This is a genomic window from Alistipes muris, assembly GCF_943193205.1.
Taxonomy (GTDB): Bacteria; Bacteroidota; Bacteroidia; order Bacteroidales; family Rikenellaceae; genus Alistipes; species Alistipes muris.
On the sequence record NZ_CALPDD010000001.1, the window covers coordinates 296940 to 311419 of the forward strand.

Here is a 14480-nt window from a genome sequence, read left to right on the forward strand (position 1 = left end):
CGCACTCGGATTCAGACGGTTGTAAACCCCATCAGTATTCTTCCTCGTTGAAGAAGAAATCGTCCTTGGAAGGATAATCGGGCCAGATGTCCTCGATAGACTCGTAGATTTCGCCCTCGTCCTCGATCTCCTGCAAATTTTCGAGCACCTCGAGCGGAGCCCCCGAACGCACGGCGTAGTCGATGAGCTCCTCCTTGGTTGCGGGCCAGGGCGCATCCTCGAGCTTCGAGGCCAATTCAAGTGTCCAGTACATAGTTATCAGTCTTTAGAATTCATTCAATCAACAAGTTGCACCGCTCGCGCATGCGAACTGCATGACGGGCGATTTGCAAAAATATAAAAAAAACGATAAAAACAAAGATTTTTCACCGGAGATGCACCGAACAGCACCCGGCGCGCCGGCCGAATCAAGGAATCCACAGCACCTCCTCGACCCGGAAACGGACCGTCAAGGTACGCCCGAGCAGATAGAAATAGTCCGACAGGCGGTTCAGCCACACCAGCGCCGAGACGTCGACCCCGAACTCCTGGTCGGCCCGCAGCGCGGCGCGCTCGGCCCGGCGGCACACGGTCCGGCAAACGTGGCAGAGCGACACAGCGGGATGGCCGCCCGGCAACGTGAACTTGTCGATAGCCGGAAGCGCCGCCTGCATGGCGTCGATGCGGTTTTCCAGCCATTCGGTGCAGGCGGGATCCAGCGGCTGCACCTTGTCGCGACCACCCTCGCCCACGGCCAGCAGGGCCTCGACCGTCATCAGCCGCGACAGAATGCGGTTCAGCTCGTCGCAACGCTCCGCCAACTCCGCGTCCCCGCGCAGGCGGTCGGCCAGCAGGGCCACGAAAGACGCCAGCTCGTCGACCGAACCGTAGGCTTCCACCCGCGAATCGGTCTTGAAAACCCGTTCTCCCCCGATAAGCGAGGTCGTACCCCGGTCGCCCGTCTTGGTATATACCTTCATAACATAAAATGTTGTTTCGGCAAACGGTTGTTGAACAGCAACAAACATGCCCGGTTATCGACCGACGTGGAACCGTGCGCCGCCACGAGCTGCCGACAAAGCAACTGCCGCTCGCGGCCCCGGCAAGGTTCCAGCACGGCCACCGCAGCCCCTGTTTCGGCCGCACGCCCGACCAGCGCGAGCACCTCGGCATGCGGAAGTTCACGCGTCAGCACATACAATTCGCCCTCGGCCCGGTTCAGCCCGAACGCCCGGTATCCCTCGTGAATGGCAAGATTCTGCAACTGCACGGCCGGACGTTCGGCGACGCCGGATTCCCGCAAGGCCCGGAAAAGCGCCCGGTCACCCGGCATGAGCGCCGACCGCATGAAAACCTCGCGCACGAGCGCATAGACGAAAGGCGAATGGACACCGTGGCCGCGGAAATGCCGCGCCCGCACGAACCTGCTGCGGACGGCCGCCAGCCGCTCCGCCAATCGCTGCCCGAAACGATGTCCAGCCGAACCCATCCCTACTTTTTCAGCATGCCGGCCAGCCGTCCGGTCGAAAAGGCGATCTGAAGGTTGTAGCCGCCCGTATTGGCGTCGAGGTCGAGCACCTCGCCCGCGAAATAAAGCCCCTGGACCTTGCGCGATTCCATCGTATAGGGATTCACCTCGTCGCACCGCACGCCCCCGGCCGTCGTCACGGCGAACTCGAAAGGCGCATAATCGGTTATGGGGAAAGTCAGCCCCTTGAGGGTCCGGATCAATCGGTCGACCTCCGCGTCGGTCAGCTTCGACAGGTAATTCTTGGAATGGATGTCGACCTCCTGCGCCAGCGGCATGACCAGCGCCTTGGGAACCAGCTTGCGCAGCAGCTCGCCGAAGAATTCGGTCGGCTCCATTTCGGCCCGCTCGCGGGCGATGCGCTCGCGCAGTATCTCCTCGGTCAGGGCAGGTTTCAAATCGACAACGAGCTTCACCCGCTTCTGCTCGATCAGCGCATCGACCGCATCGCGGCTCACGCGCAACGCGACGGCCCCTTCGATTCCGCGCTCCGAAAAACCCAGCTCGCCGAACTCCTCGCGGACCGCCTCGTTGTCGACGTACAGCACCGCGCGGACATTCCGCAACAACAACCCGTGCAGAAACTTCATCTGCGGATGCGACGTAACGAGCGGCGTGAGCGACGGCCGCAGCGATTCTATCGTATGGCCGAGGTCGGCCGCGAAAGCGTAGCCGTCGCCCGTGGAGCCGGTCGCCGGATAGGAGACGCCCCCGGTCGTGAGGATGACCCGCTCGCACTCCTCCTTGCGCTCGAAACCGCGCTTGTTCCTGTAGCGCACGCCGTAGACCCGGCTGCCGAGGGTCAGCACGGCCGTCACCCGGGTATCGTACATGATTCGCACCCCGTTGTCGACGCAATATTCGAGCAGCGCATTGGCGATGTCCCACGCCTTGCCGCTGCGCGGAAAGACACGCTCGCCGCGCTCGGTGTCGAGTTTGACCCCCTGCCGCTCGAAGAAGCGGATGGTCGCCCGGTTGTTGAACTCGGCGAAAGCCGGAGCGAAAAACTCGGCGTTGGTGCGTATCTGCCGGGCGAATTCCTCGGGCGGACGGGCATTGGTCACGTTGCAGCGACCCTTGCCCGAAATGCGGACCTTGCGGCCCGACTTCTCCATTTTCTCCAGCAGCAGCACCCGTTTGCCACTGCGCGCCGCAGTTCCTGCGGCCATCATGCCCGCGGCCCCCGCCCCGACGACGATGACGTCGTAGGGCTGCCGTTCGGCGGGCTGTTTTATATCGGTTTCCATATTCATAAAAGTCGTTCTGACGAATCACTCGCCCCGGAGAAACGCGTCGATACGCTCCGAAGCCTGCGCCACCGCATCGCCGTGCATGTCGAGCCAGTGAATCGAAGCGTCCTTGCGAAACCAGGTCATCTGCCGTTTGGCGAACTGACCGATGGCGATTCCTAATTTCTCGACGAACTCGTCGTAGCTGTCGAATTCGTTGTTCAGATAGCGCGCGATAAAACGGTATTCGAGCCCGAGGTTGTAAAAGGCTTCGTAGCTGACGCCCGCTTCGAGCCCCTGCCGCACCTCGTCGATCATGCCCTGCTCCAAGCGGATGCGCAGGCGCTCGGCTATCCGCTGCTGCAGGAAGGGCCGCTCCCACGTAACCCCGATTTTCAGCACGTCGTAACGCGGACTGCGGGCCCGGGTCGCCGCGATTTCACGGCCCGAAAGCGCCACTTCGCACGCACGCACAAGCCGCCGCTTGTTATTGACGTCGAGGAAATCGGGCACCCCGCCGGATTTTTCACGAAGCAGCTGCACCAGCTCCGCAACGGTCATGGCCTCCAGCCGCTCGCGCAACCGCCCGTCGGGCCCGGCGTCGACCAAATCGTAGCCGTCGGCCACGGCATTGACATAGAGCCCTGTTCCGCCTACCAAAAAGGGCTGTTTCCCCCGGCCGAGAATATCGTCTATGGCGGCATAGGCCTGCGCCTGATAGTCCGAGAGCGAGAAATAGGTCCCGGCATCGGCTATGTCGAGCAGGTGGTGCGGCACGGCCTGCCGCTCCCCGGCCGTCACCTTGCCCGAGCAAAGGTCGTAGCCGCGCAGTATCTGCCGCGAATCGGCCGAGACGATTTCGCCGCCGTAGCGCCGCGCCAACTCGATCCCCACGGCGCTCTTGCCCGAGGCGTTGGTTCCGACGATGGCTATGAGTTTCGGTTTCATGGGTTGCAAATCTTCCGTCAAAGAAAGACAAAGATACGATAAATAAAGTAAAAGGTGAAAGGTATTTTTCAAATCTCCATGTACGGGACAAAGTATTTTGGGCGAAGCCAAAGATAGCGCAAGTCGAGAGCAATGCCAAATTTATTTTGAGCCTTGCCGAAATGCAGCCTATCTTCGGCAAAGACCGGAGCTATTTTTCATACCCCGCTGCGGACTTTCCGTACTACCCCGAGCCCAAGCGCGGCACCTTTTTTGCGCGGCAGGCCGAAAAAACGCACGAAAAATGAAACCGGAGCAACAACCGACGGCCGCGGAGACCCCCTCCGCAAAAGGTCCGCAGCCGATCCTCCGTTCGGCATTCTATCTGCTCGCAGGCATCGGTGCGGCGACGGCCACGCTGTGTCTGCTGGGGCACAAACATACCAACCGGGCACTCCGGACGGGCATCAGGACCCTGCCGGTGCTGCTGCCCGTCCTGCTCGAATACCGCCACGGCCGGAAATCCGCACCCGCGGCCCTGAAACCGCAGCGAAGCACCGCATACCGGATTTGGGCCTACGTCCTGCCGACGCTGCTGTGTCTGGCGCTGGGAGCCCTCGCGGGATGGCTTCAGCGCGATTCTATCACGGAGTGGTACCCCACCCTGCTGAAATCGGCAGCCACGCCGCCGAACATCCTTTTCCCTATCGTGTGGGGCGTTCTCTATCTGCTGATGGGCATTTCGGCGGGCCGCATTCTGACCGCGCCCGCAGGCAACCGCGGCGAAGTGATGACGATATGGGGCATTCAGCTGGGATTCAATTTCCTATGGAGCATCCTTTTCTTCGTGGCGCGCAGTCCGCTTTTGGGGATGATCGGTATCGTCTCCCTGGACGCACTGGTGATGCTCTACATCGCCCACAGCTACCGCATCCGGCGCGACGCGGCCTGGCTGTTCGTCCCCTATCTGGTCTGGATTCTCTACGCCACCTATCTCAACGCCCGGATTCTGGCGCTGAACGGCCCGGGCATCTGACGCGCGCTACATCGGGCGGCTGAGTTCGGCCACCGAAGCGCGGACAAAGGCGATGAGGTCCTGCGGCGCAAGCTTCAGCTGCAAGCCGCGCACCCCTGCGCTTATGTAGATGAACGGCTGTCCGAGAGCCGTGGCATGGATGAACGTCGGCAGCGCTTTCTTCATGCCGACGGGCGAACAGCCGCCCCGGATATAACCCGTCGAGGGCAGCAGCTCCTTCATGGGAATCAACTCGGCCTTCTTGTTGCCCGAGACCCGGGCCGCCGCCTTGAGGTCGACCTCGTGGTCGCCGGGAACCACGCAGACGAAAAGCCCCGACCGGTCGCCCCGCAGGACCAGCGTTTTGAACACGCTCCCGATAGGCTCGCCGAGCTGCTCGGCCACATGCGTCGCCGCCAGATGCTCCTCGTCGACCGCATACGGCACCAGCTCATAGGCGATTCCGGCCCGGTCGAGCAGGCGGGCGGCGTTGGTCTTTTCTATCTTCGCACGGTTCATGGTTCCGGAAGTTTGCGGCGCAAAGGTACGGCTAATTCCGCAGAAACACACACCGCGCCACCGGGTCCGAGAAATTTTTCACTACCTTTGCCGTATGAAAAACATCGTTTTCGACTTGGGCGGCGTGCTTTTCGCGCGCGACCGGAACAAATGTTCGCAGGAATTCATCGACTTTTTCGACTTCATCCGCTCGGAACGGCTGCCCCGCTTCTGGGAAGAGTACGACCGGGGCACCTCGGCGTGGGACGAAGTGGTGGAGACGCTGTGCACGATGCACGACTGCCCGCGTCCCAAATGCGAGGAGTTCCTGCGCCGCTCCATCGACATCCAGGAACCCGTGAAACCCACCGAAGAACTGATTCGCGACCTCAAGGCGGCGGGATACAAACTATACGTCCTCTCCAACATGTCGCGCGAATTCATCGACTTCCTGCGCCGCTTCCCGGTCTACGGGCTTTTCGACGGCGAAGTGATTTCGTGCGAAGAACATACGGTGAAGCCCGAACCGCAGATATACCGCATCCTGCTCGAACGCTACGGGCTCGACCCGGCGCAGACGCTCTTTGTCGACGACCGCCCGTGCAACATCGCCGCGGCCGAAGAACTCGGCATCCGCGGACAGCTTTTCGATGCGCACCATCCCGAAACCACCTGCCGGACCCTGCGCGGAATGCTGCTGTAGGCCGTCGGTGCGCAATGAACCGACAGCGGACTTTCTGCCCCGCAACAAAAAGAGACCTGCCTTTTGAGCAGGTCTCTCTTGTATGAAATCCCGGAGGATTTAGTTGAACGTGTAACGGATGCTGAGCAGAGCCGACCATGTGGAAGCCGTGCTGGCCTTGGTCGACCATTTGGGCTGGTGGAAAGTATAAATCTGATCGTTCTTGTTGTACTCCAGAATCTGGCTGGAACTGATCTGCTCCACGTTGCCCCAGTTGCGGTTGATGAGGTTGGCGATGTTGTTCACATCGACGCCCACGGTCAGCGCGTTGCGCTTGCCCTTGATGTTGAAATAGAAGTCGTGCGCAAACTTGAAGTTGAGCGTATGATGCCACGGCATCACGGCACCGCCGCGCTTGCTGTACTCACCGATGTGCTTCGAGAGATAATCGTCGTTGTTGATGAACTGCCAGTAAGCCTCCTTGTTCTCCTCCGACGAGAAAGTCATCGCATCGAGCTGCTGACGGGTCGGAATGTAAAGCAGGTTCACGGCACCCCCATCGTTGGTAACAGGATCCTGGTAATTGCCGCTCCGGACATACATCGTATAGGAATAGCGCGAATAGGAGTAATTCCCGATGTACCCCAGGCGGTAAGCCTCGTAGAAAAGGCCGAAGCTGGTAGCCGACTTGGGCGCCGTCAGGCGATAGCCGATGTTGACCAGAATACGGTGGGGCGACACGTAGGACGAATAACCCAACTCCGGAACGTTCGAGCCGTTGCGGTTGAACGTGTTGGTATTGTAGGCCGAGGTCACCTGGTCGCCGATACCGTCGATCACGTTCTTCGACGAAGCGAAAGTATAGGCGGCGTTGACCGAAAGACCGAAATTCCACGTCTTGGAAAGCTGGGCCGTAACCGAAGCATAGTAGCCGTCGATGCCTGCATTGCGAATCAGATAAGGGGTGACGTTGCGGCCTGCGGAGTTCTTGATGCCTTCCGACTTCCACAACGTGCGGGCTTCGGGTTCGCCCGGCAACTGAATGCCGCCGTCGACCTCCACCTGGCCCAACTTAGCCACGGCGACCGAATTGATGTCCTTGTTATAGATGCCCTCGATATTGAAGTTCACACCGCCCGGGAGCTTCATGTCCAGCGCCAACGACGATTTCCATGTCGACGGCATCTTCAGATGCTTGTCCATGATGGTCGTCGACTGAGGTGCGGGCAGAGCCTGCTGTGTGAACTCACCGCCGTAGATATTCTCGAGAATACCGCTGATGGAGGGATCGAACTTGAGATTTTCCAACCCCTTGTCGCCCGGGTTCATAATCGTCTGGGCCTGCATGCAGTTGCTGTTGCCCACGGCCGACACGATCCACACGAAAGGCAGACGGCCCGTGAAGATACCCGTACCTCCGCGCAGGATGTACTTGCGCTCGCCGGTCATGTCCCAGTTGAAACCGAAACGAGGCGAGAAGTTCACGCGGGCCTTGGGCATGTCGGAAGTCTTGTAACCGCCCTTGTCGGCGAAAAGCTGGGTGAACTCGGCATTTTCATTGCCGGCGATGGAAGGATAGACCGGAATTTCCAGACGCAGACCGATGGTGGCTTTGAAACGGCTGCTGATCGACAGCTCGTCCTGCGCATAGATTGAATGCTGCATGTAGTTGAACGACGGATACACCTGCTTGAGGTCGGTCCGGTTGGCGTGGGTGATGGCAAAGGCGCGGGGTGCGGCATCGTTGACGAAATCGTCCCACGAATTATATACATAGTAGCCGGCACCGCCCGGCATGTACCCGTTCTTGGTGCTGTCGTGCTCGAACTGGTAGCCGAACGTAAAGCGGTTGATGCCCGTCATGTAACCCACTTCGTCCGTCACGATGTGCGAACTAACCTCGCGCAAGTTGCCGTAGGTGAAAGGATCGAGACCGAAAGTCGTGTAGAGCTTGTTGTCCTCCAGAATGTCGACCGTAGGGAAAAGATTGCCCTCGTAGCTGCGCGGTTCATTCTGGTGCGAGTAGGTGTAACGCAGGGTATTGGTCAGGTTGCCGTCCAGGAAACGCGAGTTGAGCTCGGCCGCCACCGACGTGAAATTCTGCTCTTGATAGTAACGCGAACTCTCGAAGCAAAGGGCGCTGTACGAACCGCGGCCGGCGTTGTTGCGGTCGTAGACCGAACTACTCAGCGGGCTAATCGAGCTTGAAGGACTTGCCGAATACTTGTTTTTCGTGGTGCTGAAACGCACGTTGAGCGCATGGTTCTGCGCGATGTTCCAGTCGACGCGGGCCATCAGCTTCCAGTTGGGAACCCGCACCGAATAGTCGGCATAGCGGCCGGGGTCGTAGCCGAACTTCTCGCTGAGGAAATTCTTGATCGCCTCCATCTGCTCGACCGTCGGGCGGTTGTACTGCGACGAGTTGCCCCAAGCCTGTTCTTCGTCGGTGCGGGCCAGCCGGGTCGTACCCGGGGTCTTGTTCCACTCGTACTCGAAGTTGGCGAAGACGAACAGCTTGTTCTTCACAATCGGAGCGCCGACCGACACGCCGAGCGTATTGCTCATATTCTCGCTCAGCGAAAGTTTGCCCATGTCCTTGTAGCGCGAACCTGTCCACGCGTCGCTCTTGTAATAGTCGTAAACCGACACTTTCAGGTCGTTGGTACCCGACTTCGTAACGGCATTGATGGCACCGCCCGTGAAACCGCTCTGGCGAACGTCGAACGGCGTCACGGAGACCGAAACCTGCTCCAACGCATCCAGCGAAATGGGCGAACCGCCCGCAGGCAGGTTACCGCCAATGCCGAACATGTTGTTGAACGACGCACCGTCGACCGTCACGTAGGACTGGCGGTAGTTACCGCCGCCGATGGCCAGACCCGAAGTCGTCGAAGAAGCCTGCGGCGTCAGCTTCATGACGTCGTTCATGCTGCGGCTCACCGACGGAAGCAGGTCCATCTGGTCGCTGGTGATGCTGGTCACGGCACCCGCCCGGTTGATGTTCATCGAGCTGTTGGCACCGTCGCCCACCACGACCACGGCTTCGAGCTCCTGGCTGTCACGCAGATAGGCATCGCGCTTGAGCGTCTCGCCCAGCGCCAACGTCAGTCCCGTGAACTCCACGCTCTGATAACCCACATAGGAGAAAGTCACCATATACCCCCCCCCGGGCCGCAGGCCCTGCATGTTGTAGCGACCGTGGATGTCGCTCACCGTACCGTACTGCGTACCCGACGGGGTATGCACGGCGATGACGGTGGCACCCACCAGCGGCTCGCCCGCCTGGTCGGTCACCGTACCGTTCAGTCCCGAAGTCGTCACCTGCGCGAAGAGCGCGCCGGCAGCGAAAAGGGAGAACATCGAAAGCAAAAGTTTCTTCATACGCTGAAATTTTAGTGAATAATAGGGTTGTTCCGTAAGGGATTCGCCAGCGGGTTCCGGGCAGTCGTTCCCAAAAAGCAACAAGGGGAAATTCCCCCATGGAATCTCCCCTTGCCGGTATTTTCGGACGGACGCAGGCCGCCTCGCTGTCGCTGTCGAACGCGCATGTTCTTCCCTGCCGACCGATATTTGCCGTAACGCAAACCCGAAGCGAAAAGAATTGAATCCGACGATTTCATGGTGCAAATATAACCCGATTATCCACGCGACGGAACAGAGCATGCGAAAAGGTTATCAACAATTTATCACTATTTTGCCCCGGACTGCGCTGCGGCACGCTCCTTGTTCGCGTCGCGGCTATGTCATTCCGGGAAAAATACTGGCGTTATTCGCTTTTCGCACTCATCGTGGGCCTCGGCGTCACGATTTTCGTCAAGCTGACCCCGTTTCTGGGCGGCCTGCTCGGCGCGGTCACCATCTACGTGCTGCTGCGGGGACAGATGTGGTACCTCTCCGAGCGGAAACATTGGCGGCGGAGCGCAGCCGCGTCGCTGCTGATGGCCGAAGCCGTCTTCCTGTTTCTGATTCCCGTCAGCCTGGTCATCTGGATGCTCGTCGTCCGCATCCAGCACATTACGCTCGACCCGCAGTCGGTCGTCACACCGCTCCGCCACGCTGCCGAACTGGTCCGCCAGCGCACCGGCTACGACCTCTGGCAGGAGGACAACCTCCAGTCGCTGCTGGCCTGCCTGCCCAAAATCGGGCAATGGATAGTCAAGAGCATCGCCGACTTCGCCATCAACCTGGTCGTGCTGCTTTTCGTACTCTATTTCATGTTGATAGGCGGCTGCCGGATGGAGGAGTACATGCGCGAAATGCTGCCATTCAACCGCACGACCGGGCGCAAGGTCATGCGCGAAATCCGCATGATAGTCCGCTCCAACGCCATCGGCATCCCGCTGCTGGCCATCGTGCAAGGCATCGTCGCCTACGCGGGCTATCTGATTTTCGGAGCGCCCAGCCCGCTGTTCTGGGGCGTGGTCACCTGCTTCGCCACCATCATCCCCATCATCGGCACCGGGCTCGTATGGCTGCCGCTGGCGGCCTACATGGCGCTCGACGGCAGCTGGGGCGCGGCCATCGGGCTCTGCGCCTACGGCATAATCGTCGTTACCCACGTCGACAACGTGGTGCGGTTCGTCATGCAGAAAAAGCTGGCCGACACCCATCCGCTCGTCACCATCTTCGGCGTGTTCATCGGCCTGTCGCTGTTCGGGTTCATGGGGGTGATCTTCGGCCCTCTGATGCTGGCCATGTTCATCTTCTGCGTCGACCTCTTCAAGAAAGGTTACCTCGAAGGGCATTACAAAGAACCTTCGTAACCTGCAACAAAAAAAGGAGCTGCGACACTGCAACTCCTTTTCGTAGCGGGAGAGAGACTTGAACTCTCGACCTCATGATTATGAATCATGCGCTCTAACCAGCTGAGCTATCCCGCCATGGCTCGAAAGCGAGTGCAAAGATAAGCGAAAAATCCGTTCGTGCAAAATCTTTTGCGGGAAAATCGCCGAAAAATTTCCGCGCCCTCCTTTGGCACCGATTTTGTCCGCAGCAGGGGCAGAAAGTTCAAAAAAAAGACTTATTATGAACAGACAGAAACAGTTGCCCCATACGCCCGCCCGCAACGAAGGGCTGCGCGGCACGCTCGCAACGCTGGCCGTCATCGCCGGCCTGGTCCTGCTCGTGGCTTTGTCGTGGGAGGTCATCGGCGGCAGCGGCACGCGCTTTTCCGATTTCTACCTCGGCATCCAGCTCGCGGTCTGCGTCGTCTTCCTGCTCGATTTCTTCGCCGAGTGGGCTTCCGCGCCGCAGAAAGGCCGCTACTTCTGGCGCAACCTGCTTTTCCTCCTCATCTCCATCCCGTGGCTCAACATCCTCGGCTGGTGCGGCATCGCGGTCACGCGCGACTGGGGCATGGTCGTCGGACTGCTCCCCGTGCTGCGGGCGCTGCTGGCCATGGTCATCATCGTGCGGTGGCTCACCAGCGACAACAAGGTGCGGCGTCTGCTGATTGCCTATATCTTCACGGTCGTGGTCTTCACCTACATCTCGGCGCTCGTCTTCTTCGAGTACGAATCGGGCGTCAACCCCAAGCTCCACGGCTTCGGCAACGCGCTCTGGTGGGCCTGGATGAACGTCACCACCGTCGGTGCCGAAATCTTCCCCGTCACCGCCATCGGCAAGATATTCTGCGTTCTGCTGCCCTCGCTCGGCATGATGTTCTTCCCCATCTTCACCACCTACGTCCTTCAGCAATACACCCACAGAAAGGAGCTCGACCAATAATCGGCCCCTGCACCAACAAAAAAGAGACGGAATTCGTTCCGTCTCTTTTTTTGCGTCTGCCCTACTTCCGTTCCTTGAGCAGGTCGCGGATTTCACGCAGCAGAAGCTCCTCTTTCGTCGGGGCCGGTTCGGGCACCGGAACCGCCGCCCGCTTGCGGATCAGCTTGTTCATGAGCTTCACTATCAGAAAGACGCACAGCGCCAGAATCGTGAAGTCCACGCATTGTTGGATGAACGCGCCGTAGTTCCAGTAAATCGGTTCCGCCGCCGCGGTCTGCGCAGCCGCATCGCCACCCCCTTTCGACACCAGGCTGCCCACGCTGTGCACCGCGTTGGACGTCACGTCGCGCACGCGCGAAATGTCGATGCGCAGCCGCGAGAAATCGGTGTTGCCCAACAAGGCGCCTATCGGGGGCATCAGAATGTCGTCCACCAGCGACGAGACGATCTTGCCGAACGCGCCGCCGATGATTACGCCCACGGCCATGTCCATGACATTGCCCTTGAGGGCGAATTCCTTGAATTCTTTGAAAAAAGCCATAACGGTCTCTGTTTTTGACTTCTTCCGTCATAGCAAATCGGGTGCAGAAAATCGCTTTTCCGCACCCGATTTTCGGTTATCGAGGATAGGTCCCCTATTCGATTTCCACCAGCACGGCGTCGGTCGGCACGGTCTGGCCCGGTTCGACCAGAATCCGCGTCACCTTGCCGGCATAGTCGGTCGTGATGGAGTTCTCCATCTTCATGGCTTCGAGCACCACCACTTCGTCGTCCGCGCTGACCGTGTCGCCGACCTTGACCAGCACTTCGATGATACGGCCCGGCAGCGGTGCGTTCACCGTGTTGCCCGTAAATGCGGGTGCCGGCTTGGCCTCGGCTTTCGGCGCTTCGGGTTTGGGCTCGGCCGCCTTCTTGGCTTCGTAGGCCTTCACCTTCATATCGGTCAGGAACTTCTTGGCTACCAGCGGGAACAGCTCCAGCAACAGCACTTCCTTCTCCGTAGCGGCCAGCTTCGCACCGCCTGCCTCGGGCAGTTCGGGATTGGGCTGCATCTGGTATTTCGAGGTGTCGTAGGGAGTCTCCTCGCGCACGCCGCAAATCTTGAACCGGAATTCAGGGTCGATTTCCACGGGCGTCTTGCCGTATTCGCCTTTCACCAGCCCGACGAACTGCGAGCTCTTGTTGGTGTACATCGGGCGTCCGGCCTTTTCGTCGAGCGCGCAGTTGACTGCCTGCGCCCCCACGATCTGCGAAGTCGGCGTCACCAGCGGCGGAAGACCTGCCGACAGGCGCACCGAGGGAATCAGCTCCATTGCGCGGGGCAGGATTTCCTCGGCCTTGAGCTGCTGAAGCTGGGCCACCATGTTGGAGTACATGCCACCCGGGATTTCGGCTTTCTGTACCAGCTCGTTGGGCGCCGGGAATCCGAAGTAGGCTTCGATTTTGCGGCATGCGTCGATCGTCGCGGCTTCGTCGTCGGCCTTGGCAGCGCGGATAGCCTCGTCGAACAGCGCGTCGATTTCCGCAGGCAGCTTGTCCGTGAGCGGGTTGAACGGCTTCGGCTCGGGTTTCTCCGTGCCGAATACCGACCGGTTCAGCTCCTTGCGGATTTCACGCAGCTGGGTGTTGATTTGCGCTACGGCTTCCATGTTGACACCCAGGTCGATGCCCAGCTTCTTGCAGAACACGTAAACCAGCTCGATAGCCGGAGCGCCCGTACCCTCGGCGAAATACCAGCAGTTGGTATCCACCACGTCGACCCCGGCGATGATGGCCGCCAGGACCGAAGCCAGGCCGTAACCGGGCGTGCAGTGGGTATGGAAATCGACCGGAATCGAAAGATGCTGCTTGAACAGCTTCACCAGCGTAGCCACGCGGCGCGGCGGAATCAATCCCGACATGTCCTTGATGGTAATCATGTCGGCGCCCAGTTCGGCCATCTGCTTGGCCTTGTCCAGGAAATAGGCGTCGGTGAAGACGGGAGCGGGCTTCTTCTTGCCCATGAGCTTCTGCCAGAAACCCGGTTCCGGATATTTCGGGTCGACCGTATAGCATACGGCACAGTCGGCGATACCGCCGTACTGCTTCACATATTTTATCGTCGACTTCACGTTGTCCACGTCGTTCAGCGCATCGAAAATACGCATGATGCCCAACCCGCTCTCGATGGCGTTGCGGCAGAATCCGTCGATGATTTCGTCCGTGTAGGGCGAATAGCCGAACAGATTGCGGCCACGCGACAGGGCGGTCAGCTTCGACACCTTGCCCACAGCCTTGTGTATGGTCTCCAGACGGGTCCAGGGATTTTCGTTCAGATAACGCATCACCGAATCGGGCACGGCGCCGCCCCACACCTCCATGGCATAGAAGTTCGCGTCCTTGTAGTAAGGCAGACAGCGGTCGATTTGTTCCTGATTCATGCGGGTCGCGAACGACGACTGCTGGCCGTCGCGCAACGTAAGGTCTCTGATTTTGAGTTTTTTGGCCATAATTTCTATGGTTTGAATGTTTTCGGTCCGGAACTCGCGGAACTTTCCGGACGGCGCAAAAATACACAATCGGGCGCTACTTTCCAATTATCCCCGCGGTTTTTTCGCCGCACAGGCTTCCACTATGCACAAGAATTCGTATCTTTGGCAATCCAAACAATGCCATGTTGAGCAGAGCGGCGCATCCAAAAAACAGATGTTTAATGGCGCTGCGCTTATTTTCTTCCTCCTCGTATGGCAAAGCCTATGCGATAGTCTTTGCTCATACTTCGTTCGTCAGTTCGCTGCGCTCAGAATGACAAATAAAAGGTTAGCGACAGACATTCTTAATTCTTAATTCTTAATTCTTAATTCTTAATTCTTAATTCTTAATTCTTAATTCTTAATTCTTAATTCTTAATTCTTA

The 14480-nt window shown here is 59.1% G+C and carries 13 protein-coding genes and 1 tRNA gene; 4 read left to right on the plus strand and 10 right to left on the minus strand.

Features of this window, described 5'->3' with window-relative positions:
* Positions 1-31: 31 nt before the first annotated feature.
* The 5 genes from NFR47_RS01365 to miaA all read right to left on the minus strand — a co-directional run bounded on the left by NFR47_RS01365 (position 32) and on the right by miaA (position 3684).
* Complete coding sequence (locus NFR47_RS01365; protein ID WP_019150042.1) at positions 32-253, minus strand: DUF2795 domain-containing protein; 222 nt, start codon at positions 251-253, stop codon at positions 32-34.
* Between the two features lie 154 nt (positions 254-407).
* Positions 408-959, minus strand: a complete 552-nt coding sequence (locus tag NFR47_RS01370) for a cob(I)yrinic acid a,c-diamide adenosyltransferase (RefSeq protein WP_251213781.1) — start codon at positions 957-959, stop codon at positions 408-410.
* Positions 956-1468 carry a hypothetical protein gene (locus NFR47_RS01375; protein ID WP_251213782.1) on the minus strand — a complete coding sequence of 171 codons (513 nt, stop codon included), beginning with the start codon at positions 1466-1468 and terminating at the stop codon, positions 956-958. The genes NFR47_RS01370 and NFR47_RS01375 overlap by 4 nt, the downstream gene beginning before the upstream one ends.
* Positions 1469-1470: 2 nt before the next feature.
* The gene (locus tag NFR47_RS01380) at positions 1471-2754 is read right to left on the minus strand and encodes a BaiN/RdsA family NAD(P)/FAD-dependent oxidoreductase (protein WP_251213783.1); all 1284 of its coding nucleotides are present in this window, start codon (positions 2752-2754) and stop codon (positions 1471-1473) included.
* Positions 2755-2778: 24 nt separating this feature from the next.
* Positions 2779-3684, minus strand: a complete 906-nt coding sequence (gene miaA, locus NFR47_RS01385) for a tRNA (adenosine(37)-N6)-dimethylallyltransferase MiaA (RefSeq protein ID WP_251213784.1) — start codon at positions 3682-3684, stop codon at positions 2779-2781.
* A gap of 283 nt (positions 3685-3967) precedes the next feature.
* Here miaA and NFR47_RS01390 point away from each other — a divergent pair, with 283 nt between their 5' ends.
* Positions 3968-4699, plus strand: a complete 732-nt coding sequence (locus NFR47_RS01390) for a TspO/MBR family protein (protein ID WP_251213785.1) — start codon at positions 3968-3970, stop codon at positions 4697-4699.
* A 6-nt stretch (positions 4700-4705) separates the two neighbouring features.
* Here NFR47_RS01390 and ybaK read toward each other — a convergent pair whose 3' ends face one another.
* Positions 4706-5197, minus strand: a complete 492-nt coding sequence (gene ybaK, locus NFR47_RS01395) for a Cys-tRNA(Pro) deacylase (RefSeq protein WP_251213786.1) — start codon at positions 5195-5197, stop codon at positions 4706-4708.
* 94 nt (positions 5198-5291) lie between these two features.
* On the opposite strand from ybaK, the gene NFR47_RS01400 reads away from it, so the two are divergent.
* Positions 5292-5879, plus strand: a complete 588-nt coding sequence (locus NFR47_RS01400; protein ID WP_251213787.1) for an HAD family hydrolase — start codon at positions 5292-5294, stop codon at positions 5877-5879.
* A 99-nt stretch (positions 5880-5978) separates the two neighbouring features.
* Here NFR47_RS01400 and NFR47_RS01405 read toward each other — a convergent pair whose 3' ends face one another.
* Complete coding sequence (locus tag NFR47_RS01405; RefSeq protein WP_251213788.1) at positions 5979-9239, minus strand: TonB-dependent receptor; 3261 nt, start codon at positions 9237-9239, stop codon at positions 5979-5981.
* 359 nt (positions 9240-9598) lie between these two features.
* Here NFR47_RS01405 and NFR47_RS01410 point away from each other — a divergent pair, with 359 nt between their 5' ends.
* A complete protein-coding gene (locus tag NFR47_RS01410) occupies positions 9599-10621 on the plus strand; it encodes an AI-2E family transporter (protein ID WP_251213789.1) in 1023 nt (340 codons plus the stop codon).
* A gap of 43 nt (positions 10622-10664) precedes the next feature.
* On the opposite strand, the gene NFR47_RS01415 is transcribed toward NFR47_RS01410, so the two are convergent.
* Positions 10665-10738, minus strand: a tRNA-Met gene (locus NFR47_RS01415).
* Positions 10739-10883: 145 nt separating this feature from the next.
* Between NFR47_RS01415 and NFR47_RS01420 the strand changes: the two genes are divergently transcribed.
* On the plus strand, positions 10884-11585 hold the full coding sequence (locus tag NFR47_RS01420; protein ID WP_251213790.1) for a potassium channel family protein: 702 nt from the start codon (positions 10884-10886) through the stop codon (positions 11583-11585).
* Positions 11586-11646: 61 nt separating this feature from the next.
* Here the strand turns inward: NFR47_RS01420 and mscL are convergent, their stop codons facing one another.
* Both mscL and NFR47_RS01430 read right to left on the minus strand, forming a co-directional pair.
* Positions 11647-12126 carry a large conductance mechanosensitive channel protein MscL gene (mscL, locus tag NFR47_RS01425; RefSeq protein ID WP_251213791.1) on the minus strand — a complete coding sequence of 160 codons (480 nt, stop codon included), beginning with the start codon at positions 12124-12126 and terminating at the stop codon, positions 11647-11649.
* A gap of 94 nt (positions 12127-12220) precedes the next feature.
* Positions 12221-14074: a biotin/lipoyl-containing protein gene (locus NFR47_RS01430; protein ID WP_251213792.1), complete on the minus strand. Its 1854-nt coding sequence runs from the start codon at positions 14072-14074 to the stop codon at positions 12221-12223.
* Positions 14075-14480 lie beyond the last annotated feature (406 nt).

What these genes read in the sequence shown, in the direction of transcription:
- NFR47_RS01365 (WP_019150042.1), bottom strand. Translation starts at nt 253, where the DNA reads ATGTACTGGACACTTGAATTGGCCTCGAAGCTCGAGGATGCGCCCTGG.
- NFR47_RS01370 (WP_251213781.1), bottom strand. Translation starts at nt 959, where the DNA reads ATGAAGGTATATACCAAGACGGGCGACCGGGGTACGACCTCGCTTATC.
- NFR47_RS01375 (WP_251213782.1), bottom strand. Translation starts at nt 1,468, where the DNA reads ATGGGTTCGGCTGGACATCGTTTCGGGCAGCGATTGGCGGAGCGGCTG.
- NFR47_RS01380 (WP_251213783.1), bottom strand. Translation starts at nt 2,754, where the DNA reads ATGGAAACCGATATAAAACAGCCCGCCGAACGGCAGCCCTACGACGTC.
- miaA (WP_251213784.1), bottom strand. Translation starts at nt 3,684, where the DNA reads ATGAAACCGAAACTCATAGCCATCGTCGGAACCAACGCCTCGGGCAAG.
- NFR47_RS01390 (WP_251213785.1), top strand. Translation starts at nt 3,968, where the DNA reads ATGAAACCGGAGCAACAACCGACGGCCGCGGAGACCCCCTCCGCAAAA.
- ybaK (WP_251213786.1), bottom strand. Translation starts at nt 5,197, where the DNA reads ATGAACCGTGCGAAGATAGAAAAGACCAACGCCGCCCGCCTGCTCGAC.
- NFR47_RS01400 (WP_251213787.1), top strand. Translation starts at nt 5,292, where the DNA reads ATGAAAAACATCGTTTTCGACTTGGGCGGCGTGCTTTTCGCGCGCGAC.
- NFR47_RS01405 (WP_251213788.1), bottom strand. Translation starts at nt 9,239, where the DNA reads ATGAAGAAACTTTTGCTTTCGATGTTCTCCCTTTTCGCTGCCGGCGCG.
- NFR47_RS01410 (WP_251213789.1), top strand. Translation starts at nt 9,599, where the DNA reads ATGTCATTCCGGGAAAAATACTGGCGTTATTCGCTTTTCGCACTCATC.
- NFR47_RS01420 (WP_251213790.1), top strand. Translation starts at nt 10,884, where the DNA reads ATGAACAGACAGAAACAGTTGCCCCATACGCCCGCCCGCAACGAAGGG.
- mscL (WP_251213791.1), bottom strand. Translation starts at nt 12,126, where the DNA reads ATGGCTTTTTTCAAAGAATTCAAGGAATTCGCCCTCAAGGGCAATGTC.
- NFR47_RS01430 (WP_251213792.1), bottom strand. Translation starts at nt 14,074, where the DNA reads ATGGCCAAAAAACTCAAAATCAGAGACCTTACGTTGCGCGACGGCCAG.